This window comes from Streptomyces sp. NPDC104831, from assembly GCF_055583025.1.
On record NZ_JBVJOT010000022.1, the window covers coordinates 63,568 to 85,126 of the forward strand.

Here is a 21,559-nt window from a genome sequence, read left to right on the forward strand (position 1 = left end):
AAGCCCCCCCCCCCCCCCCCCCCCCCCCCCCCCCCCCCCCCCCCCCCCCCCCCCCCCCCCCCCCCCCCCCCCCCCCCGTGGGCCGGTTACCTCAGGCCGTCGTTCAGCGCGGTCATGAGCTGACCGCTCGGTGTGTCGCCGGACATCTCCCAGACGAAGCCGCCCAGGAGCCCCTTGGACTTGATCCAGGCGGTCTTCTTCCCGATCGACCAGGCGTCGTCGAACGTCCACCACTGGCCGTTCGGACCGGTGTACCCGAACGTCGACACGGACTGCTCGTCGTGGCGGACGGTCATGTTCGGGAAGCTGGTGAGCAGGTTGTTGTAACCGCGGACCCCGGCCTCGGTGTCGAACTGACCGGGCGCCGCGCCGTTCGCGTCCTGCCACTCACCGGCGACCCCGCCGTCGGTCACGCCCTGCCAGCCGCGCCCGTAGAACGGGAAGCCCACCGTCAGCTTGCGGGGGTTGACCCCGGCGTCGAGATAGACCTTGATCGCGTCCTCGATGCTGAAGTGGAAGGAGTACGGGTCCTGCGCGTCGGCGTACAGGTTGGAGGCGTGGCCGGCGCGCTTGGGCTCCCACGAGTTGTCGCTGCCGGCGCCGTGGAAGTCGTAGCCCTGTACGTTGGCGTAGTCGAGCGATTCGAAGATCCGGCTCAGGTCCCAGCCGGCGGCGATCTTCGCCGGGTCGGCCGGGGTGAACGCGGTCAGCAGCCGGTGTTCGCCGCCGAGCGCGTCGAGCTGCTTGCGGAACTCGGCGAGCAGCGCGGTGAGGTTGGCCTTGTCCTGGGAGCCGTAGTGGTTGCCCGGGTGTCCCTCGGAGCCCGGCCACTCCCAGTCGATGTCGATGCCGTCGAAGATCCCGGCACCCGTGCCCGGGCCGCCCGCGCCGTTGTAGACGGGCAGGTCACCCTTGATCCACACGTCGATGCAGGACTTGACGAACTTCTCCCGGGAGGCCTGCGTGGCGGCGGCGTCCGAGAAGAACTTCGAGTACGTCCAGCCGCCGAGGGACACCACGACCCTCAGCTTCGGGTACTTGGCCTTGAGCTTCTTCAACTGGTTGAAGTTGCCCCGCAGTTTGCCCCAGCCGTCGTCGGCGACCCCGTCCACCGACTGGCCGGCCGACATGGGACGCGCGTAGTCGGCGTCCGCGTCGCCCGCGCCGGTGCCCTCGTCCGGGTCCTGCGGGTTGGCGGAGACCCCCTTGGTGACGCCCGCCTGGCAGGTGAGGTTCTTCGGGTCGAGGTTCTCGAAGGAGTAGTTGATCACGTCGAGCTTGGCCGCGGCGCCCGAGGTGTCCAGGTTCTTCACGAAGTACTGGCGGCCGTAGATGCCCCACTGCGCGAAGTAGCCCACCTTGAGCTGCTTGCCCTGCCCGGCCACGTCGTCGGTGCTGGCGGAGACCGTGTTCGACGCCGGTGAGGAGTTGTCGGCGGTGTCGCGGGCCTTCACCGTGAAGCTGTAGGCGGTGGCGGGCGAGAGCCCGTCGACGGTGGCCGTCGTGGTGTCCGCGCCGACGGACTTCACCAGGGTGCCGCCGCGGTACACGTCGTAGGCGGCCACGGCCACGTTGTCGGTGGACTTCTCCCAGGCCAGGGCGACGCTGGAGGAGGTCTTGCCGGTGGCGCGCAGGTTGCCGGGCGCCGTCGGCGGTGTCGGGTCGGTGGCCGGATCGACGGTCTTGACGGTCAGCGGGGCGCTGGCCGGTCCGGCGTTCCCGCGCGTGTCCTTGGCCCGCACGGTGAAGGTGTAACCCGTCGCCGGTGTCAGGCCGGTGACGGTGGCGGAGGTGCCGGTCACGGTGGCCGCGGTGGCCGAGCCGTTGAGCACCTCGTAGGAGGCGACCGGGTAGTCGCCGCCCTGCGCGGCGGCCCAGCTCAGCGCGACGGAGTGCGCCGTGACCGCGGTCGTCTTCGGCGTGCCGGGCGCGGTCGGCGGGACGTCGGGCGAACCGTCGCACTTGTCGCCGTTGACGGTGCAGCCCGTCGGGGTGCCGATCGGCCCGTTGGCGATGAACCAGTAGCTGTACGGCTCGGTGCTGCCGCCGGCCGGGACGTTGGCGTTGTAGTGGGCGTTCTTCACGGTCACGTGCCGCCCGGAGACGGTCGCGTCGCCGTTGTAGTGGCCGGTGACGGAGACCCCGGCCGGCAGGTCGAACTCCAGGCTCCAGCCGCTGACGGCGGCCGCGCCGCTGTTGCGGACGACGTAGGTTCCCTTCCACCAGGAGCCGTTGTCCTGCGTGGTGAACGTCGCCGTCAGCGTCCCGGCCGCGTGGGCGGGCGCGGCGAGCCCGGTGAGCACGCCGAGCGGCAGGAGCAGTGCGGTGCCCAGGGCGGCGATCCGCCACCTGGACCGGCCGCCACGACGCCGCGTGGCGGGGCCGGGGCCGCCGGGGCCGGCCGGAAGTTCCGCGGACGGGCTTGGGGATACGAGCGATGGTCTGCGCCGGTGGAACATGGTTCTCCCTGTGGTCGTGGGGTGGTACAGGGGTGAGGTGAACCGGGCGTGCGCGTTGCCTGACCGAGCGCTCACAACGTAGAAGGTCTGGACCAATGCGTCAACGGCTGCGGCGGGGCGAGGACGGGAGGCGGCTTCCCGAGCCGTCCGCTGCCCGCTCCACAGGCTCCGCCGAGTCGTCCGGCCGCAGGAAGGCCAGCGTGGACAGTTCACCCACCGTCGCCTGCAACTCGCTGATACGGACCCGGCCGATCCGGACGAGTTCCTCGCCCGCGGCGGCCCATCGGCCGGGGTCGGGCGAGAGGGGCGGGATGCCGGCGAGGATGCCGGCGCTCTCCTTGAGGGTGATCCCCACGCGCTGCGCGGCGAGCGCGAGTCTGATCCGGCAGACCGCGTCGGCGGTGAAGCGTCGGGCGTTGCCGCTGTCGCGGTGCGCGCTGACCACACCGTAACGCTCGTAGAAGCGAACGGCGTTGGCCGTCGCCCCCGCGGCCGTGGCCACCTGCCCGACGGTCAGTGGGGCATGGCCCGCCGCGTGGCCGGAACGCTCGGTGGTGGTCATGGCACACGTCCCGTGGTCGTCGGCGGATCCTGCCGGCCCCTCGTCACGCGGGTGCGGCGTGGGGAGCTTAACCGCACGGCCAGGGCGAGCGACATGTCGAACGTCCGCTGGACCACACCGGTGCCCGCTACGGACCAGGGCTGGTGGACCGGACGGCCATGCCCCGGCGTCGAGCGGGGCCTCACCGCCGTCCCGCTGTGACGGCCGGGGCGCGCGACGGCGGGGTGGCCGGGGCGGCGACGCGCTCCGGTCGCCCCTGTCGCCGCGGGCCCCGCGATCAGCCGCAGGTGTACTCGACCGGCCGGCGTGATTCGACACCGACCAGGCTGCGTTCGTCGTTGCCGAGCCAGCGCAGACCGAACCCGGCCGCGACGGTGGACAGCGGGTCGCTGACCACGCCGTTGCGCCACAGCACCGGCCGCAGCTGTGAGTTCACGAACCTGTGTCCGCCGACCGTACCGCCCCCTCCGATGGCCGTGGCGTTGAGCGCGCCGCTGCCGATGGTGCGGACGAGTCCGCCGCGCGCGCTCCACTCGGCCGCGGCGTTGGTGTCGTTCAGGCCGCCGACGACGCGGCCGTCCCGCACCGCCCACGGAGTGCCGTTCGACGCGAGCTTGCGCCACTGCCCGTCGGTGTCCCAGACCGCACCGCCGAAGCCGGAGTCGCCCTGGGCGATGATCCTGCCCTGGCTGTCGACGTCCTGGAGGTGCAGGTAGGTGACATCCGGGGTGGGCAGCACGCGGTAGGTGCCCGGCGCGCCGGCCGGCCACACCACCACCTGGGACTTCAGGTTGCCGGTGGCCCGGCCGACGATGTCGCCGTTGTCGCTGACGAGTTCGGCGGTGTAGCCGTCCCACGCGGCGCTGCGCGGCAGTTGGTGGGTCGTGCCGTCGTGGTCGATGGTCACGGCGACGAACTCGTCGTCGACGATGGTGTCACCGACGATCAATCCGGCCGCGTTCACGTCTCTGAAGTGCGGGATCTCGTCGGTGGCCCGCAGCACGACCTTCCCGTTGTCCCACAGTGTGCCCCGCGGGTCGGTGATGCCTTCGCCCATCCACGGCCGGTTGCCCGTGGTGCCGACGGCCCAGCGGTCGCCGTCGTAGCCGTCGAGTGTGCCCACGTCGGCTCCGGCGGGCAGCTCCCATGTGGTCTTCTGCCAGGTGCAGGTGGCTGCCGCCGCGCCCGCCTGACCCGCGGGCAACGCCACCAGCCCCAGCACCATCACCGGCACCGCGCCCAGCACTGTCGCGAGCGCACGTCTTCTCCGTCGATCCGACAACGGTTTCACCCTCCTGTTGACACGCGGTCGCCTCAGCCCAGCGGTTCACGCCATAGCGGCCCTATGAGGGTCCTATGGGAGGGGACGAACCAGGGGGGCGCCTTTCCAGGCGCCCCCCTGTTGGGCGTGCAATGCTTCTCGCCGTCACGCGGTCAGGACATCATGATTTCCAGCCAGGGGCTCATCATGATTCCGGTCGCGCCGCCCGGCTGGTTGGCCAATTCCGCGCGGGCCGCCTCCAGGTCCTGGCCCGGTCCCTGCCAGAACGTGTACGGCTTGCCCGCGCTCTGGGGCGGGATCAGCGCCCAGTACTGGTAATGCGTCAGGGTGAGGTAGACGCGCTTGTTGATGTAGTCCAGCACCACCTTGACGTTGTGCTCCCAGTCGCTTCCCGTGCCGGTGTACTCGGCGAAGCCACGCGGCGCCGTGGCCGCGTTCTGGACCGAGGAGCCCGCGCCGGACTGCGAGTGCGCGGTGTAGTGGGCGTGCAGCCCCTGGGCGTGCGGGGGGACGTTGGCGGGATCGAACCTGTTGTCGGGCAGCCTGCCGTAATCGTCCTGGTGCCAACTGCGCAGGGTCCCGGGCTGGTTGGGGCTCTTGTCGCGGGCCGCCTTCTGCGCTTCGGTCCGCTCGTCGATCACGGGCCGGGCTCCCGTGTCCGGTGCCTCCAACTGGTAGCGCACATCGAAGATCAGGTTGAACAGCGGGCGCGGCAGCATCTCGACGGCCTGCCTCAGCGTGAGCCGCGTCAGCGGCAGGTTCGCCCCGCCGCGTGCGTGGTTCTGGAGCCTCGGCTGCTCCTGCGGGGCTCCGCCGGCGACGACCGGCCCGAGCGACCGGCCGGTCTTCTCACGCATGGTGTCGTCGTTGCCCCAGTACGGTTCCTCCTGCTTGGACAGGGACGAGTGGAAGTAGCCGGTATCCACGGTGTTCGGTGCCGTGGCGTACCGGGTGTCCGCGTTCGGCACCGTGACCATGGCCCCCGGCCCCTCCGCGTGGTCCGGCGGGTTGTAGTTGGAGACGTAGGTCTGCTCGTTCTCCAGGAGGGCGTTCACCCTGCGGACGAGCGCGGTGGTCAGTTGCAGGGCCCCCGGGACGTCGAGACTGGCGGGCTTGAGCCTGCGCATGATCTCCTTGAGGTCCGCCGCGTACGTTCCCGACGGGTCGACGTTCTGGGCGCGGCTCACCTCGTCCTGCACCGCGATCGCCAGATACCGCGCGAGCTGGGGTCCGGCCGTCTGCTCGGTGGCGTCGACTCCCCGCATGTACATGTCGGGAGTGATCTTGACGATCCGCTGTACGGCGGCCGCTCCCCCGTCCGCCGCGCGCGCCGCGGCACCGGGCCCCGCGTCGTGCGTCCCGGCCGTCGGCCCCGTCAGGGCGCGCCGTGCGGTGGCCTCGGCCTCCCGCTCGAACCGGTCGGCGGGGTCGGACACCCGCAGACCGGCCCCGTTGTCGGTGCCGGCGACGGGGCCTTGGCGCTGCTGGATCACGTGCACCAGTTCGTGGGCCAGCGTGTGCCGGTCCGCGCCGCCCTCCCCGAGGACGACATGGCTGCCCGAGGTGTACGCCCGCGCTCCCACCTCGGCCGCGGAGGAGCGGGCCGCCGCGTCGTTGTGGACGCGCACATCGGAGAAGTCGGCGCCCAGCCGGGTCTCCATGTCCTGGCGGGTGGCCTCGTCCAGGGGGCGTCCGGGGGCGCGCAGCACGTCATGGACGGCGGAGCGCTGTACCGCGGGCTGTTCGTGCCCGCAGCCGGCGTCGTGCCGGTGTCCGTCCTCGGACAGCTGTCCGGCCTGGCGCAGCATCCGCACCACGGCGTCGTTCCCGGCGGCCGTCTGCAGAGCCGCGAGGCTCCGCGCGACCGTGCGGGGTCCGGCGGCCGCCTGCCGGGCCGCCGCCCGGCTCGTGTCGGTGCCGGTCGTCCTCGTCCTGGAGTGGTCGTGCACGTGTCCCTCATCCGGTGGCGAACTCGACTCCCCCCTGGATACCGGGCGGGTGCCGCGCGCACCAGGGCCATCGGGGCAGCTCCGGGGACCGAACGGGTACCTCGCGGTGCCCCCGGGGATGCCCCGGGGTACGACCCCGGGGCATTCGGTCACCCCGGGTGCGGGCCGAGGGCCGCGGTCACGAGCCGGCGCGCGTAGGTGGTGTCGAGCCCGTGCGGGCGGAAGAGGATGCGGTACATCAGGGGGGCGACGACGTGGTCCATGACCGTCTCGACGTCGGGTGCGCGCTCGCCGCGTCCGGCCGCGCGGGCGAGGATGACGTCGATCTGCGCGGCGGCGTAGGCGGAGCACTGCCCGGCGTTGCCGCCGTCCGGGTCGCCGAGCAGGGCGTCGCGGATGTAGGCGCGGCCGGAGGGGGAGGCCATGTCGTCGAGGAACTGCTCGGCCCACGCGGTCAGGTCGGACGACAGGGCACCGTGGTCCTCGGGCTCGGCGTCGGGTCGCAGGCGCTCCACCGCGACGTCCGACAGCAGTTCCTGGAGGTCTCCCCAGCGACGGTAGATCGTCGACGGCGTCACGCCGGCGCGCTGGGCGACCAGGGGAACCGTCAGGGCGTCCCGGCCCACTTCCGACGCGAGTTCGCGGACGGCCGCGTGCACCGCCGCCTGGACGCGGGCGCTGCGCCCGCCGGGGCGGACCATCTGCCTGCTCATGCAACCATCTTAAAGCAAAATCATGGCTTCTAATCGCGCCCCTGGCCGTCTTGGGCCCGGGCTGAGCGGCCGGGCCCGAGGGGTGGTCAGACCGGCGCGGCGAGCCCGGGTGTCGGCCAAGCCTGCTCGTAGGCGTGGCCCACCCGCAGGAGCACGCTCTCCGCGAGCGGCCGCCCGAGCAGTTGCATGCCGATGGGCAGGCCCGCGGCGTCCCGGGCGACCGGCACGGACAGGGCCGGCACTCCGGTGATGTTGGCGGGGGCCGACAGGCGCACGTAGGCGTCGGAGACGCCTTCCACGGTGCCGTCGGACCAGGTGACCGTCTCCTGCCCGGCCTTGACGGCGGTCACCGGCACGGTGGGGGCGGCGATCACGTCGACCTCCCGCAGCACGCGCGCCCACTCCCGCCGCATGAGGGTGCGGGCGCGCTGGGCACGCAGGTAGTCACCGGCGGAGATCAGTTCCCCGGCTTCGAGGAGTACGCGGACGTCGGCCTGGTAGAGCTCCGGAACGCTGCGCAGGGTCCTCTCGTGGTAGGCGGTGGCCTCGGGCACCATCAGGCCCCACTGGGTGGCCCGGATGTAGCGGGTCAGGGGGATCTCGACCGGGACGAGACGTGCGCCGAGGGCCCGGAGCCGGTCGATCGCGCGCCGGACGGCGGCTTCCACCTCGACGTCGACGTGCTCGAAGTAGTAGTTGCGGGGCACTCCCACGCGCAGTCCCGTGAGGTCCGTGCCGGCGGCCGGGCGGTAGTCCGTGGCGGGTGCGGTCAGGGAGGCGGGGTCGCGGGGGTCGGGTCCGGCGAGGGCGGTCAGGACCAGGGCGGCGTCCTCGACGGTGCGGGTGATCGGGCCGACGTGGTCCAGCGACCAGGACAGCGAGGTGACGCCGTGGCGCGGGACGAGGCCGTAGGTCGGTTTCAGCCCGACCACCCCGTTCAGCGCGGCGGGCACCCGGATCGACCCGCCGGTGTCGGTGCCGAGGCCGAAGAGGGCGGTGCCCGCGGCGACGGCGACGGCGGATCCGCCGCTGGAGCCGCCGGCGATCCGGCCCGGGTCCCAGGCGTTCACGGTCTGCGGGGTCGTCAGCCCGTAGGCGAACTCGTGGGTGTGGGTCTTGCCGACCAGGACCGCGCCGGCCGCCGACAGACGGGCGGCGACCGTGCTGTCCGCCGTCGCGCGGTGGCCGTCCCTCACCCGGGAGCTGGCCGAGGTCGGCGTGCCGGCGACGTCGATCAGGTCCTTGAGGCCCATGGGGACGCCGTGCAGCGGACCACGGTGACGGCCGGCCGCGATGTCGCTCTCGGCTTCGCGCGCGGCGCGGCGGGTGCGTTCGGCCGCGACGGCGACGTACGCCCGCAGGTGCGGCTCCACCTGTGCGACGCGCTCGAGGACGGAGTCCGCCAGTTCGACGGGGGACAGCCGCCGGGCGCGGATCGCGTCGGCCGCCGCGCTCACCGACAGTTCATACGGTCGCATCGTTCGCCTCCTGTTCCGCGCGGTAGGCGAGGGCGGGCGGGGTGTCCCCGAAGTCCAGTTCCCGCAGGACCGCGACGACGGAGTGGATGTGGTGGGCGGTGGCCGCCACGGCGGCGTGGCGTTCGGCGGCCAGCGGGAGGCCGGCGCGTGCGGCCCAGCGGGCCGCCTCCGGCGGGGTGAGGTCGGCGGAGGACAAGAACGTTCTCTCCTCGGGTGGGGGGCGGGACGGGTCCAGGACGTCAAAAGCTAAGCGTTTGCGTTAGCTGGACTGTAAGACCTACGGTGATTTAACGCAAACCAATTGCGTTTAGCTCCGTGAAGGGACCGTTCATGAGCACTCCCCCGGCCGCCACCCCCTCCTGGACCGTGGGCGACGTCCTCGTCCACCGCGTCGACGAGGTCCTCCTGCCACCCGCGACCGGAGCCTGGCTGCTGCCGGGCGCCACCCCGGACGTCATCGCCGGGCAGGGCTGGCTGCGCCCCCACTTCGTGGACGACGAGGGCGTACCGCGCCTGCACAGCCACAGCTTCGCGTTCACCGTCGGCGGGCGGCGCGTCCTGGTGGACACCGGCATCGGCAACGGCAAACAGCGGGCCAACCCCGCCTGGCACGACCTGGACACCGGCTACCTCGGGCGCCTGACCGCCGCCGGATTCCCCCCGGAGTCCGTCGACTTGGTGATCCTCACCCATCTGCACGCCGACCACGTCGGCTGGAACACGCGCGAGGCGAACGGTGCCTGGGTTCCCACGTTCCCCCACGCCCGGTACCTCACCTCGCGCACCGAGCGCGAGTTCTGGGCCGGGTACGCCATGGACGCTCCGCGCGAGCAGATGTTCCGCGACTCCGTCATCCCGGTCGAGCGGGCGGGGCTGCTCGACCTCGTCGACGTCCCGGCCGGGGGCGCCGAGGTCGTCCCGGGCCTGCGCCTGATCCCGACCCCCGGGCACACACCCGGCCACCTCGCCGTCGAGCTGAGCAGCCGCGGCCGAACCGCGGTGATCACCGGCGACTGCGTCCACCACCCCGTCCAGCTCGCCCACCCCGCCATAGGCGCCTGCGTCGACATCGACCCCGCGCGCGCCGAAGCGTCCCGCCGCACGCTCCTCGGCTCGCTCGCCGGCACCCGAACCCTGCTGCTGGGCACCCATTTCGCACCGCCCGCCGCCGGGCACGTCGTCACCCAGGAGGGCGGCTACCGGTTGTCGCCGGTGCCCGCCGCGTCGCGCGGAGCGCGCGTCGGCGGATGACCGTCAGGGGCGCCGCGCACAGGCCGCCGCGCCGGTCGCCCCCGCCCCCGGGCCGCGGGATCACCGCGGGCCGGCGGCCGGGGCGGGGGCGGGCTGGTGCGGTGCCGGTGGATGCGGCTGGGCGGGCTGCGCCGGGGCCTGGGCCGTGCCGGTGTGTGCGCGGCGGGCCAGGGGGACGGACGAGGCCGCCAGCACCGCGTAGACGAGACCGATGACGAGCCAGCCGGTCTCGGCGAGGGAGGACAGGGCGAGGGTGACCAGGAGGGGGCCGCAGGAGCGGACGAGCTGGGTGCCCGTGCTCCAGGCACCCTGGTACTCGCCGAGGCGGGCGTCGTCGGCCAGGTCGTAGGACAGGCCCCACGACCCGGCCGACTGGAGCAGTTCGGTGAGGGTCAGCAAGGTGACGGCGGCGAACAGCACGAGCGCGCCGGGCAGGGGGCCGAGGGTTCCGGTGGCGGCGAACAGCGCGGCCGCGGCCAGCAGGCAGTACCCGCCGCGGCGCATCGCGCGGGCCGCCGACCCCACGTCGGTGACGGTGTTCCCGACCCGCATCTGGAGGCCGATGGCGACCAGGACGTTGAGGAAGAGCAGCGCGGACGTGGTCCAGTCGGGTGCCCGGGTGTGGCCGGTGACCCACAGCGGCATGCCGACTTCCAGGAGTTCCATGTGCATGATGAGCACGCCGTTGAGCAGGGCGAGGGCGACGTAGGGGCGGTCGCGCAGCACTCCGGCCCGCTTGCCCCGCGCGGGCCGGGGCCCGGTGGTGGCCGGACCGGCCCCGGCGGACGGCGCCGGTGTCTCGGGCAGGCGCACCGCGACGAGCGCGACGGTCAGCACGCTGACGGCGCCCGCGCCGATCAGGGCACGGAAGGCCAGGGGGCTGTCCAGGGCGAGGGCCAGGCCGAGCGCGGGGGTGCTGAGGGTGGCGCCGATGTTGCGTACGACGCGGTTGAAGGCGAGCGTCCGCACCCGGTTCTCGGGCGTGGTGATGGTGCCGAGATAGGCCTGGCGCACGGGTGCGACCGCGCTCTCGGCGAGTCCGGCGAGGCAGGCGACGACGAGGAACGCCGGGTAGCCGTCGACGAGTTGGTAGGCCCCGAGGATCAGGGCGCGCAGCAGGCTGATGGCGATCAGGAGCCTGCGGTGTCCGATCCGGTCGCCGAGACGGCCGGCCGGCACGGCGGCGGCGAGCCCGACGAGCGCGGCCAGGGACAGACCGCTGCCGACCTGTACCGCACCGAGGTGGGCGACCTTGGTGAAGAACAGCACGCCGCCCGCGAGCATGATGCCCGGGACCAGGGAGTCGAAGAACGTCACGGTGGCGTAGACCCGCAAGGGGCCGCGAGGAGGCAGGAACATGCCGTCCACTGAAGCCGCCCTCCCCCGGCGGGCGACAGGGATTTAGGCTGGGCCTAAATCCTCGGACAGGACGCGGGAGGGACTTGGTGACAGGGTGATCGAGATCGAGCTGGGCGTGGACGACCTGGCCCGTGTCCGGTTCGCCGTCTCGCCGTTGCAGGAGACGTGCCACAGCCTGTGGGCGCTGCGCGACCCCGGTGACTTCCCGCTGCACCTGCGGTGGATCAGGCTGGTCCGCGACCGGCTGCGCCTGCTGGACGGCGAGATGCTGGACGCCCTGGTCAGCGAACGGCGCTGGCTGCCGGACTTCATCACCCCCCGCCCCCTCACCCGCGTGCCGGACATGGCCGAGGAGCTGGACACCCTCAGGCGCACCGATCCGGCCACCGTCCGCCGGGACATCGCGACCGCCTACCGCGACCAGCGCGTCCCACCGGTTCTGCGCGGTGACCCGGCCGCACTGCGCGACCGGATCGCCGACGCCCTGGAGGCGTACTGGCACCTGGCGCTGGAGCCGCACTGGCCGAGGATGCGCGGCGTGCTGGAGGCCGACATCCTGTACCGGGCCCGGTTGCTCGCCGACGGCGGGGCCGCCGCCCTCTTCGCCGGTCTGCATCCCAACGTCCACTGGGAGTCCGGGATCCTGCGCCTGCACCCCATGGGCACCCACAGCCGGGTGCCGGCCGGCAGCGGGCTCACCCTGTGCCCGACCCTGTTCGGCCGCAAGGCGACGGCACCGATCGGTGAGGTGCCGCGCGTCGACTACCCGGCGCGAGGGGTGGCCACCCTGTGGGAGGCGGTGGCGGCGCCGCCCGCCGACGCGCTCGCGACGCTGATCGGACGGCCGAAGGCGGCACTCCTCGCCGCCCTCGACGCCCCCGACACCACCGCGTCGCTGGCCCGCGTCCTCGGCGTCACCCCCAGCGCGGTCTCCCAGCACCTCGCCGTGCTCACCGCCTGCGGCCTCGTCACCCGCGCACGAGCCGGGCGAACGGTGCTGTACGCACGCAGCGAGCTCGGCGACCGGCTCGCCGCACACCACGAGCGGAACACCGCCACCTGAGCCGGGCCGTGGTGCGGTCCCGGCCGCCGGACCGGAGCGGCGCCCGCCGAGCCCGGCCTCGCGTGGACGGCCCGGGAGGGCGTCAGACTCGGGCCAGGGGGCGGTGCGGGCCCCGGGGGAGTTCCGGTTCGACCGTGTCGCCGGGGCGCACCACGCCGCCTTCCCGCACGATGCTCATGATCCCGGCCTTGCGCACGATGTTCCCCGCCTCGTCGCGGCCGACGACCTGCTTCAGCAGTCCGTCCTGGAAGGCGTCGATCTGCAGGCAGGGGTTGCGGAGGCCGGTGACTTCGAGGACCGCGGTGTCGCCGATGCGCAGCAGTGTGCCGGTCGGCAGGCCGAGCAGGTCGATGCCGCGCGTGGTGATGTTCTCGCCGAGTTGGCCGGGTGCCACCGTGAAGCCCCGCTCGCCGACCTCGGCGAAGAGTTCCTCGTGGATGAGGTGGACCTGGCGGAGATTGGGCTGGCTGGGGTCCTGTGCGACGCGCGAGCGGTGCTTGACCGTCACGCCGGCGTGCACGTCCCCCTCCACACCGAGCCCGGCGAGCAGCGTGATGCTCTCCCGGTTCGGCTTGGTGAACGAGTACTCCCCGTTGCTGCTGACCGCCGTCACGAGCCCGCTCATGCCTCGGGACCCCCTCTTCGCCGACTGTGAGGACAGGAGACTAACCCTCGTGGCCCCCCGGTGCCGACGGGGGGCCCGGCCGCGCTGGTGGGCGGCCGGGCCGATCCGCGGGGGCACGCGTCACGCGGTGGCCCGGAGGGACCCCTGCCGCGCGGTCAGAGGAAGCAGGGGTCGGTGAACGTGCCCGATGTGTGCGGGGCCAGGCCGCGACGGGCGCGCCACCGGTGGTGCTGCTCCGACTCGGCGACGGCCTGGCCGAGGAGTTCGGCCTGGCGGGCGCCCGTCAGGCCCGCGCGGGGTGCCGCCTGGTAGCCCCCGAAGCGCGCCACCGGGCTCCACGCGGGGCTGACCGGCGGCAGTTCCTCGTCGAGGCCCTCGTACTCGCCGGTCGCGTAGACGATCCTGCCGCCGACGACCGTCAGCAGGGACTCGATGTGGGCGATGTCCGGCTCGGGCACGGTGAAGTAGTCCTCGGACAGGACGGCCAGGTCGCCGAGGAAGCCCGGGCGCAGCACGCCCTTGACGTCCTCCTCCCCGGTCAGTGTGGCGCCCGCCCGGGTGAACATGGCCAGCGCGGTCTGCCGGTCGACCCGGTTGTGCGGCGGGCGGACGACCAGGTCGCCCACGGTGCGGCCGGTGACCAGCCAGTGCAGGGCGATCCACGGGTTGTAGGTGGAGACCCGGGTGGCGTCGGTGCCGGCGCCGACGGTCAGGCCGCGGTCCAGCATGGCCCGGATCGGCGGGGCGTCCGCGGCGGCGCCGGGGCCGTAGCGGCGTACGAACGCCTCGCCCTGGAAGGAGAGCCGGTTCTGCACGGACAGCGCGCCGCCGAGGGCGGCGATGCGGTCCAGGCTGTCCGCGGAGACGGTCTCGGCGTGGTCGAACAGCCAGCGGTTGCCGGCCGGGAAGAGTCCTTCCGCGGCGAGCTTCTCGAACACCGCCAGGTCCCGCCGGATGGTCTCGTCGTAGGTGGCGTGCAGCCGGAATCCCCAGCCGTTCTCCATGAGCAGGCGCACGGCCTTCTCGAACTCCGCCTCGTACGGGCCGAGTTCCGGCCGGGGCTGGGCGAAGTTCTCGAAGTCCGCCGCCGCCCAGGTCAGGTTCTCGCCGGCACCGTTTAGGCGCAGCCATTCGTCCCCGTCCTCGGGGCGGACCATGCCGATCCAGCGCGCGAGATCGTCGACTTCCTGTCCGGCGGTCTGCGGGAACAGGTGATAGGCGATGCGCAGCGACAGCTGTCCGGCCTGAGCCAGTTCCATGACGGTGCCGTAGTTGTCGGGGAAGTTCTGGAAGCCGCCGGCCGCGTCGATCGCCGAGGTGAGGCCGAACCTGTTCAGTTCCCGCAGGAAGTGCCGGGTGGAGGTCTTCTTGTCCTCCCCATCCAGCACCGGGGCCTTGGCCAGGGTGGAGTAGAGGACGAGGGCGCTGGGAGCGGCCAGCAGCATGCCGGTGGGCTCGCCGTCCCGGCCCCGTACGATCTGGCCGCCCCTGGGATCGGGGGTGGCCCGGGTGAATCCGGCGGCCTTGACGGCGGCCCGGTTGAGCACCGCCGCCTGGTAGAGGTGCAGGACGAACACCGGGGTGTCCGGTGCGGCCGCGTTCAGTTCGGCGACGGTCGGCAGCCGGCGTTCGGCGAACTGCTCGGCCGACCATCCGCCCACGACCCGCACCCACTGGCCCTTGGGGGTGCGCGCCGCCTGCTCGCGCAGCATCTCCAGGCCTTGGCGCAGGGTGGGCACACCGTCCCAGCGCAGCTCCAGTACGTAGTTCAGTCCGCCCCGGATGACGTGCAGGTGCGCGTCGTTGAGTCCGGGGACGACGCGGCGGCCCAGGGCGTCGACCACCTTGGTGTCCGGGCCGACGCAGGGGGCCACGTCGTTGTCGTCGCCGACGACCGCGATGACACCGTCGCGGATGGCGATCGCCCCGGCCTGCGGGTGGGCCGGGTCTGCGGTGTGTATCTTCGCGTTGCGGACGACCAGGTCGGCGGCGTTGTCGGCGGCGTGGGCGACCAGCCCACCGACGGGCATCGTGGACACCTTGGGACAACCTCCTGCGGGATGAACGGAGTCGACGGCGGCGGCCGTCGGCTTCCGGTCTGGGCCTGCGGCAACGGGCGGGAAGACCCCGTACGTTCGTGCGCGGCCGCCGAGCCCCGCCGGACGGAGCGCGTCGCCGGTGCGTTCTCCGGGCGATGCCCGGGCCCCTGCCCAGCTCCGGCGGCTCCCGGCTGCTGCGCCGCCAGGCTATGGCGCGGGAGACCGCCGGTGTGTCCCGGCAGCGCACCGGACGCGTTCCGACAGTGCACCGCGGTCGCGCGGCCCCCCTCGGTGAACCCCGGCTTCGCCGCGGGGCGCACGGAGCGGACGTCGGCGGTCTGGGTGGCGAGTGCCACCGGTGCGCAGGGAAGCGCGCCGGCGCACCACCGGGAACGCGACTTCGGCGGCGGTGGTCCGCCGCCCGCGCCGCTCGGTGCCCCGGAGGCCGCCATTCTGCGCGGGCCGGGCCGGCGGGCGCGGGGTCAGGTGTCGGCCGGCACCGAGGAGGTCAGGACCAGGTGTCTCAGGTCGTCGATGACGGTGTCGGCCTCGTGCAGCTCGTGGGCCGGGTGGGTGGAGGTGACCGCGGCCACCGTGCAGCCCGCGGCGCGGCCGGAGCGTACGCCCGCCGGCGCGTCCTCCACCACCAGGCAGTCGGCCGGATCGACGCCCAGCCGTTCGGCGGCCACCAGGTACGGTTCCGGGTCGGGCTTGCCGCGGGTGGTGTCGTGCGCGGACACCAGTGACGGTGGCAGGGGCAGGCCCGAACTGGTCAGGCGGTGGCGGGCGAGCAGCGGGGTGCAGGCGGTCACCACCGCCCACGGGCCCGCGTCCCGCAGCGCGGCGAGCAGTTCCGCCGCGCCGGGGATCGCCGTGCCGGGCCGGGGGTCGGTCTCCTGGACGTGGAGTTGGTGACGGGCCGACTCGCTGATCCGCTCCGGCGACCACGCGGGCCGTACCAGTCCGATGAGGTCGGTGGCCGTACGCCCGTGCAGCAGCCCGTCGAGTTCGGCGGGGTCGACGTCGTAGGCCAGGCACCAGGCGTGCCACGCCCGCTGGATGGAGTCCCCGGAGTCGACGAGGGTGCCGTCGAGGTCCAGCAGTACCGCCGCGTAGTCGCGGGCGAGCGCCGGCGGCGACACGAGCCGGGTGCGCCGTGCCCGGGTGCGCTCGGGCGCGCTCACGAGGCGCTTCCGTACTGGGCGCGGAACTCCGTCTCGGCGGCGAGGGAGGAGGGGTGGCCGGTGAGGGCGAGCAGCACCGGCAGGGGCGCGGTGACCGCGTCCGCGCCCTGCCGCAGCACTTCCACGGCCTGCTGCGGGCTCTTGACGGAGGCCGCGACCACCGCCGGGCCGGGGCGCCGCGCGCGGACCGCCACCAGGTCGGCGACCAGGGAGTCGGAGACCTCCGGGTCCCGCAGCCCACGGTCGTGGTAGGGGATCACCGCGCGGCAGTCCAGTGCGAGGGCCGTCACCATGACGGCGGCCGACTGCGCCGCGGTGAGGGCGACGGGGATGCCGCGCCGTACCAGGGCCGCGGCCAGGGCGGCGCCCTCCGGGGTCGCCATCGCCTTGATCACCACGCGGTCCGGGTCGATGTCGTGGGCGCGTACGGCCTCCGCCTCCAGGTCCGGTCCGTAGGCCCCGGTGGGCTGGTAGTAGGCCTCCTTGAGCCCCAGTCCGAGCAGGTCCGCGAGCTGTTCCAGTGGTTTGTCGGTGACGGCGCGCATCAGTTTCGGGTTGGTCGTCGCGCCTTGGACGAGGCCGATGTCCAGCGCGCGGGCGACGTCCGCGACGTCCGCGCTGTCGACCAGCAGGACCCTCATACGGTCACCTTCCTCTGCGTCTCGAATCCCTGGGTCACCCAGATGCCCCGCCACGCGGCGGGCTCCGACGGCAGCCGCAGCTCCAGCAGGGACGGGCCGTCGACCGCGGCGACCCGCTCCAGTTCCTCCGACAGCCGGGCGACCGCCGCGGACACCTCGGGCTGCGGGGCCCCGACCGGCACCTCCACCGCCGACGCGGGCAGACCCATGGACCGGGCGAGACGACAGTAGTCGAAGTCGTCCACGTTGTGCAGGAACGGCCTGCGGCCCGAGCCGAACCAGTCCGGTCCGGACGCGGCGGCCTGCTTGGTCAGCGACACGGACCGGCCGTTGTTGCACACCAGGTAGGTGATCCGGGCCCGCTGCTGGACGGCCGCGACCAGGCCCTGGAAGGAGTTGGTGAACGCCTGGTCCCCCAGGGTGCACAGGACGTCGGCCGTCGGATCGGCCACGGCCAGGCCCGTCGCCAGCGGGATGCCGCCGCCGACGAAGCCGCCGTGGCCGCCGAAGACGCGCAGGCCCCGGGGGAAGCGGTCGTACCCCTCGGACAGCAGCCCGCCGAACATCTGGCTGTCGTCCACGAGCACCGGCTTGCGCCAGCCGGCCAGCAGTCCGGCGATCGCCGCGGTGATGTCCTGGCGGGCGCGTTCGACGTGGTCCTCGGCCGGCTCCGGGGTGAACCGGGCGGTCTCGGCGACCTCGGGGCCGTACCAGGGGGCGCGGCGCACCCCGCCCCGCTCCAGCAGTTCGGCCATCCGCAGCAGGGTGGCGCCCGGCTCGGCCCGCACCAGGAGGTCGCCGGGGGCGAGATAGCCGTTCTTCAGGACCTTGGCGGGGTCGGTGTTCAGGGCGATCTTGGGGCAGTCGGGCAGCGGCCCGACCACGCGGGGGTAGATGTTGCGGTCCTCGACCGTCACCAGCAGGTCGCAGCGGTCCAGCAGTTCGTTGTGGGCGTCGCTGTAGGGGTTGAGCCAGCCCGCGAAGCCGGACACCTCCTCGGTGCGCAGCCGCTCGAAGAGCATCGGGCCGCGCCGGTAGCGGACCTGGAGCACCGGTGCCCCGAGTGCGCGCGCGACCCGGTCGAGGCCCGCGCGGAGGCCCTCGAAGCGCAGGGCGTAGTCGTCGACGAGGAGTACCGGCCGGTCCGCGGCGGCCAGGGCGCCGACCACGGCCTTGACCTGGTCGGGGTCGGGCAGGGCACGGGCGGGCGCGGTGGGCGGGTCGGCCAGGGCCGATACCGGTATCCAGCGCTGCTCGGCGACGTCCTGGGGGATACCGAACAGCACGGGCCGGTGCGGTGGCTGCTGCACCCTGCGGCAGGCCTCGCGCAGCCTCGCCACGAAGGCGGTCGCGGCGGCTGCGGCGGCGGAGGGCTCCTCCGGCACGGCCGGGGCCTGCCACCACCAGTCGGTGAACTCGCCGATCGCGGGCAGCAGGTTGTCCTCCCCGTGCGGGGGCAGGAAGGCCGCGGAGCCGGTGCTGGGCAGGCCCACCAGGTAGACGGTGCCCAGTTCGTTGCGGCGGGCGTCGGCGACGGCTCCGGCGGCGTTGGTCAGGCCGCGGGCGCCGTGCAGGACGGCGGCGGCCAGTCCGGGACGGAGCATGCCGGCACCGGCGGCCATGAACGCCGACTCCTTGTCGCCGCGCCCGTTGACCATCTCGATGCCCGCGGTGCGGTCGATCGCGTCGCACACGGCGAGTTCGCTGGTGCCGGGATAGCCGAACACGGTCCGGGTGCCGGCGGCGGCCAGCACCGCGGCCGCCGCCTCCGCGCCGGTCAGCGGGGGACACGAGTGCGTGAGGGCCCGTAACAGCTCCTCGGCGTGGGCGGGCGTTGTCCCGAGGGTCCGGGACAGCTCGTCGACGGCGGCCTGGCGGCCCCCGGCCAGGAGGTGGCCCACCAGGCGCGGCAGGTCGTCCCCGGCCCGCCGCGCGATCTGGGCCGCGGTGCCCCGTGGGTCCTGGTGGTCGAAGCGGGCCGGCTCGCGGAAGGCGTCGTGATCTGTGGCGGACATCGATTCTCCGGTGGTGTGGGTCGCGGTGTGCTGGCGGGGGGTGAGCAGGGACGGATCGTCCGTCAGGAGCCCTCCAGGACGCGGTCCAGGAAGGCGTTGCGGAACTTTCCCGACGGGTCGTAGTGGCGGGTCAGGGCGCGGAAGTCGGGCAGCCGCGGGTAGCGGGACCGCACGGCCGGCGGCGGCATGGTGAAGATCTTGGCCCAGTGCGGGCGGGCCGCGTAGGGAGCGAGCTGCCGTTCGACGAGGGACACCGCCTGGAGCACGGGCCGGGTGCGGGCGGTCCAGGTGAAGTGGATGCTCACGCTGTCGCGTCCGTGGCACGGGCTCAGCCACAGCCCGTCGCCGGCGATGGTGCGCACCTCGCAGATCAGCAGCTCGGGGCTGATGCGGTCGCGCACCTCGTCCAGCGCGCGCAGCGCGGCGACCGCGTCGGCGCGGTCCACCATGTACTCGGACTGGAGTTCCTCGCCGACGCTGGGGGTCTGGTCGGGCCTGAAGTGCGGCAGCCGCTCGTGCCAGCTCCCGGCCCGCCCGAGCTGTTCGGTGCAGCAGTCCGGGGACAGGCCGGACACCGGGTGCCGGGGGCCGTCGGCCGGCCGGGCGGTGAACCAGGGGGCGGACGGGACGGCCGGCTCGGGGTCGGCGGCACGCCGGTTGATCCACACCTGGGTCAGCCGGGGTCCGCGCCAGTCGGTGAACAGGCACACGCTGTAGGCGCAGCCGGCCAGTTCGTCGAAGTGGTCGTCCAGCGCGGCCAGTTCGAGGTCTTCGTAGACGTGCTGGAGCATGTCGTACGCCGGTACCAGGTCCAGGGTCACGGCGGTGACGACGCCCAGCGCGCCGAGGTGGACCACGGCCCCGTCGAAGTGGTCGTCCGCGCCGCGGCGCAGCGTCACCAGGTCTCCGTCGGCGGTGACCAGTTCCATGCCGGAGACCTCGGTCGACAGGCATCCGTTGGCCACTCCCGAGCCGTGGGTGCCGGTGGCGCAGGCGCCGACGACGGAGATGTGCGGGAGCGATCCGAGGTTGCGCAGGGCGTATCCCCTGCTGTGCAGGTGGCGGGTGAGTTCGGCGTAGCGCACGCCGGCCGGGACCCTGGCCGTGGCGGTGTCGGGGTCGATCTCCACGGCCTGCGGCAGGGCGTCCAGGGTGACCAGGTCGCCCGGCGAGTCCGCCAGGTCGTTGAACGAGTGCGCGCTGCCGAGGGCCCGGATCCGGCGGCTGCGGGCCACCAGGGAGCGCAGCTCGTCCAGCGAGGCCGGGGCGTGCACGGTGTCCGCGCCGAAGGTGACGTTCCCGGCCCAGTTGGTGCGCCGGGACGCTTCGCGGGAGAGCGTCACGAGTCCCCCAGCCGTACGATCACGCCCTCGTCCGGGGCGAGTGTCAGCGGGCGCAGGGACACCTGCCGCCCGGTCTCCCGCTCGGGCCGGGTGGACAGTTCGACCCGGCCCGACGGCGGCAGTCCGCCGGGCTCCACCGTGAGGGGCCGGCCGGCGAAGTTCAGGGCGACCAGCAGGCGTTCGCCGGGCGCGGAGCGCAGATAGACGAACGCGTCCCCGGGCGCGTCCAGCGACCGGTACGTGCCGCGCCGCAGGGCCCGCGAGCCGCGCCGGTACCACACCAGCCGCCGGTACAGGTGCAGCAGCGACTCCGGTGAGCGCGCCTGCCGGGCCACGTTCACCTCGGCGAGGTCGGGGCCGGGCGGCAGCCAGGGCTCGCCGGTGGTGAAGCCGGTGCCGTCGGCGTCCCAGTGCATGGGCACCCGGGTGCCGTCGCGGCCGTCGACGTCCAGTTCGCGGCCGGGAGGGGGCGGGGCGTCGCGCATCCCGATCTCCTCGCCGTAGTAGACGCAGGGCACTCCGCGCAGGGTGAGCGTCATCATCGCCGCGACCCGGGCCCGCTCCGGGCTGCCGTAGCGGGTCACCGTGCGGGAGATGTCGTGGGTGGCCAGGGCGTAGGTCGGCAGCGCGTCGGGCCGCATGCGGGCGGCGAGCCCGTCGACGGTGCGGCGGAACGCCTCGCCCCGCCACGGCTGTTCCCAGTACGCCATGTGGAACGCGGTCTGCATGCCGTCCCCGCCGAAGTACTCCACCAGCCGGGCGTCGTCGCTGATCGGCACCTCGCCGAGCGCGAACCGGTCGCCGTACTCGCCGAGGGTGCGGCGCAGGTCGCGCAGGATGTCGTGGACCTCGGGCAGGTCCAGGTTGCGCTGGCGCACCGAGGGGTGGGAGACGTGGCGGCGGGCGTGCGCGACCTCGGGCGGGTTGTCGCGCAGCTCCGGGTCCTTCATCAGCCGGTGGGCCACGTCGATGCGGAAGCCGTCGACGCCGCGGTCCAGCCAGAAGCGCCACACGGCGCGCATGGCGTCCCGTACCCGGGGGTTGCGCCAGTTCAGATCGGGCTGGCCCGGGGTGAAGCTGTGCAGGTAGTACTGGCCGGTGGCCCGGTCCAGGGTCCAGGCCGGGCCGCACCGCTCGAAGGCGCTGAGCCAGTTGTTGGGCGGCCCGCCGTCCGGTGCGGGGTCGGCCCAGATGTACCAGTCCCGCTTGGCGCTGGCGCGGTCGGAGCGGGACTCGGTGAACCAGGGGTGGGTGACGGCGGTGTGGTTCATCACCAGGTCGACGATCACCCGGATGCCCCGGGCGTGGGCCTGTTCCACCAGTTCGTCGAAGTCGGCCAGGGTGCCGAAGACCGGGTCGACGGCCTGGTGGTCGCTGATGTCGTAGCCGAAGTCCGCCTGGGGTGAGGGGTAGAAGGGGGACAGCCAGACGGCGTCGACGCCCAGGGAGCCGGGTGTGCCGTCGTTGAGGTGGTCGAGGTGTTTGGTGATGCCGGGCAGGTCGCCGATGCCGTCGCCGTCGGAGTCGGCGAAGCTGCGGGGGTAGATCTGGTAGAAGACCGCGTCGCGCCACCACTCGTCGTGTGTCATCTCCGCC

17 protein-coding genes are annotated in these 21,559 nt (G+C 73.5%); 2 read left to right on the forward strand and 15 right to left on the reverse strand.

The genetic code is table 11. The features are described from left to right. Positions 1-86: 86 nt before the first annotated feature. The 7 genes from ACZ63H_RS17135 to ACZ63H_RS17165 all read right to left on the reverse strand — a co-directional run bounded on the left by ACZ63H_RS17135 (position 87) and on the right by ACZ63H_RS17165 (position 8,639). The gene (locus tag ACZ63H_RS17135) at positions 87-2,459 is read right to left on the reverse strand and encodes a glycosyl hydrolase family 18 protein (RefSeq protein ID WP_469865841.1); all 2,373 of its coding nucleotides are present in this window, start codon (positions 2,457-2,459) and stop codon (positions 87-89) included. 100 nt (positions 2,460-2,559) lie between these two features. Further along, on the reverse strand, positions 2,560-3,021 hold the full coding sequence (locus ACZ63H_RS17140; RefSeq protein WP_469865753.1) for a MerR family transcriptional regulator: 462 nt from the start codon (positions 3,019-3,021) through the stop codon (positions 2,560-2,562). A 277-nt stretch (positions 3,022-3,298) separates the two neighbouring features. Next, positions 3,299-4,267: a hypothetical protein gene (locus tag ACZ63H_RS17145; protein ID WP_469865755.1), complete on the reverse strand. Its 969-nt coding sequence runs from the start codon at positions 4,265-4,267 to the stop codon at positions 3,299-3,301. A gap of 188 nt (positions 4,268-4,455) precedes the next feature. Further along, positions 4,456-6,252: an eCIS core domain-containing protein gene (locus ACZ63H_RS17150; RefSeq protein ID WP_469865757.1), complete on the reverse strand. Its 1,797-nt coding sequence runs from the start codon at positions 6,250-6,252 to the stop codon at positions 4,456-4,458. A gap of 149 nt (positions 6,253-6,401) precedes the next feature. Beyond that, a complete protein-coding gene (locus ACZ63H_RS17155; RefSeq protein ID WP_469865759.1) occupies positions 6,402-6,965 on the reverse strand; it encodes a TetR/AcrR family transcriptional regulator in 564 nt (187 codons plus the stop codon). A gap of 86 nt (positions 6,966-7,051) precedes the next feature. After that, positions 7,052-8,443, reverse strand: coding sequence for an amidase (locus ACZ63H_RS17160; RefSeq protein ID WP_469865761.1), 1,392 nt, complete (start codon positions 8,441-8,443; stop codon positions 7,052-7,054). Continuing rightward, positions 8,430-8,639: a hypothetical protein gene (locus ACZ63H_RS17165; protein ID WP_469865763.1), complete on the reverse strand. Its 210-nt coding sequence runs from the start codon at positions 8,637-8,639 to the stop codon at positions 8,430-8,432. Before ACZ63H_RS17165 ends, ACZ63H_RS17160 begins: the two co-directional genes overlap by 14 nt. Positions 8,640-8,773: 134 nt before the next feature. Between ACZ63H_RS17165 and ACZ63H_RS17170 the strand changes: the two genes are divergently transcribed. Continuing rightward, a complete protein-coding gene (locus tag ACZ63H_RS17170) occupies positions 8,774-9,694 on the forward strand; it encodes an MBL fold metallo-hydrolase (RefSeq protein WP_469865765.1) in 921 nt (306 codons plus the stop codon). Positions 9,695-9,754: 60 nt separating this feature from the next. On the opposite strand, the gene ACZ63H_RS17175 is transcribed toward ACZ63H_RS17170, so the two are convergent. Next, the gene (locus ACZ63H_RS17175) at positions 9,755-11,053 is read right to left on the reverse strand and encodes an MFS transporter (RefSeq protein ID WP_469865767.1); all 1,299 of its coding nucleotides are present in this window, start codon (positions 11,051-11,053) and stop codon (positions 9,755-9,757) included. A 94-nt stretch (positions 11,054-11,147) separates the two neighbouring features. On the opposite strand from ACZ63H_RS17175, the gene ACZ63H_RS17180 reads away from it, so the two are divergent. Further along, positions 11,148-12,116: an ArsR/SmtB family transcription factor gene (locus tag ACZ63H_RS17180; RefSeq protein WP_469865769.1), complete on the forward strand. Its 969-nt coding sequence runs from the start codon at positions 11,148-11,150 to the stop codon at positions 12,114-12,116. A gap of 82 nt (positions 12,117-12,198) precedes the next feature. Here the strand turns inward: ACZ63H_RS17180 and ACZ63H_RS17185 are convergent, their stop codons facing one another. The 7 genes from ACZ63H_RS17185 to ACZ63H_RS17215 all read right to left on the reverse strand — a co-directional run bounded on the left by ACZ63H_RS17185 (position 12,199) and on the right by ACZ63H_RS17215 (position 21,552). Then, positions 12,199-12,741, reverse strand: a complete 543-nt coding sequence (locus tag ACZ63H_RS17185) for an MOSC domain-containing protein (RefSeq protein ID WP_469865771.1) — start codon at positions 12,739-12,741, stop codon at positions 12,199-12,201. A gap of 155 nt (positions 12,742-12,896) precedes the next feature. Then, positions 12,897-14,771 (reverse strand): amidohydrolase, encoded by a 1,875-nt coding sequence (locus ACZ63H_RS17190; protein ID WP_469865773.1) that lies wholly within the window; start codon positions 14,769-14,771, stop codon positions 12,897-12,899. Between the two features lie 491 nt (positions 14,772-15,262). After that, on the reverse strand, positions 15,263-15,964 hold the full coding sequence (locus ACZ63H_RS17195; protein ID WP_469865775.1) for an HAD family hydrolase: 702 nt from the start codon (positions 15,962-15,964) through the stop codon (positions 15,263-15,265). After that, entirely contained in the window at positions 15,961-16,605 is a 645-nt protein-coding gene (locus tag ACZ63H_RS17200) for a transaldolase family protein (RefSeq protein ID WP_469865777.1), read from the reverse strand. The genes ACZ63H_RS17195 and ACZ63H_RS17200 overlap by 4 nt, the downstream gene beginning before the upstream one ends. Continuing rightward, positions 16,602-18,620 (reverse strand): thiamine pyrophosphate-binding protein, encoded by a 2,019-nt coding sequence (locus tag ACZ63H_RS17205; RefSeq protein ID WP_469865779.1) that lies wholly within the window; start codon positions 18,618-18,620, stop codon positions 16,602-16,604. Before ACZ63H_RS17205 ends, ACZ63H_RS17200 begins: the two co-directional genes overlap by 4 nt. A 62-nt stretch (positions 18,621-18,682) precedes the next feature. Continuing rightward, the gene (locus ACZ63H_RS17210; RefSeq protein WP_469865781.1) at positions 18,683-19,963 is read right to left on the reverse strand and encodes a D-arabinono-1,4-lactone oxidase; all 1,281 of its coding nucleotides are present in this window, start codon (positions 19,961-19,963) and stop codon (positions 18,683-18,685) included. Beyond that, complete coding sequence (locus ACZ63H_RS17215) at positions 19,960-21,552, reverse strand: alpha-amylase family glycosyl hydrolase (RefSeq protein WP_469865783.1); 1,593 nt, start codon at positions 21,550-21,552, stop codon at positions 19,960-19,962. The genes ACZ63H_RS17210 and ACZ63H_RS17215 overlap by 4 nt, the downstream gene beginning before the upstream one ends. Between the last annotated feature and the right edge of the window lie 7 nt (positions 21,553-21,559).

Coding starts and splice junctions, on each gene's coding strand:
- ACZ63H_RS17205 (WP_469865779.1), bottom strand. CDS start 18,620: ATGTCCGCCACAGATCACGACGCCTTCCGCGAGCCGGCCCGCTTCGAC.
- ACZ63H_RS17170 (WP_469865765.1), top strand. CDS start 8,774: ATGAGCACTCCCCCGGCCGCCACCCCCTCCTGGACCGTGGGCGACGTC.
- ACZ63H_RS17200 (WP_469865777.1), bottom strand. CDS start 16,605: ATGAGGGTCCTGCTGGTCGACAGCGCGGACGTCGCGGACGTCGCCCGC.
- ACZ63H_RS17160 (WP_469865761.1), bottom strand. CDS start 8,443: ATGCGACCGTATGAACTGTCGGTGAGCGCGGCGGCCGACGCGATCCGC.
- ACZ63H_RS17175 (WP_469865767.1), bottom strand. CDS start 11,053: ATGTTCCTGCCTCCTCGCGGCCCCTTGCGGGTCTACGCCACCGTGACG.
- ACZ63H_RS17135 (WP_469865841.1), bottom strand. CDS start 2,459: ATGTTCCACCGGCGCAGACCATCGCTCGTATCCCCAAGCCCGTCCGCG.
- ACZ63H_RS17190 (WP_469865773.1), bottom strand. CDS start 14,771: ATGCCCGTCGGTGGGCTGGTCGCCCACGCCGCCGACAACGCCGCCGAC.
- ACZ63H_RS17215 (WP_469865783.1), bottom strand. CDS start 21,552: ATGACACACGACGAGTGGTGGCGCGACGCGGTCTTCTACCAGATCTAC.
- ACZ63H_RS17185 (WP_469865771.1), bottom strand. CDS start 12,741: ATGAGCGGGCTCGTGACGGCGGTCAGCAGCAACGGGGAGTACTCGTTC.
- ACZ63H_RS17155 (WP_469865759.1), bottom strand. CDS start 6,965: ATGAGCAGGCAGATGGTCCGCCCCGGCGGGCGCAGCGCCCGCGTCCAG.
- ACZ63H_RS17140 (WP_469865753.1), bottom strand. CDS start 3,021: ATGACCACCACCGAGCGTTCCGGCCACGCGGCGGGCCATGCCCCACTG.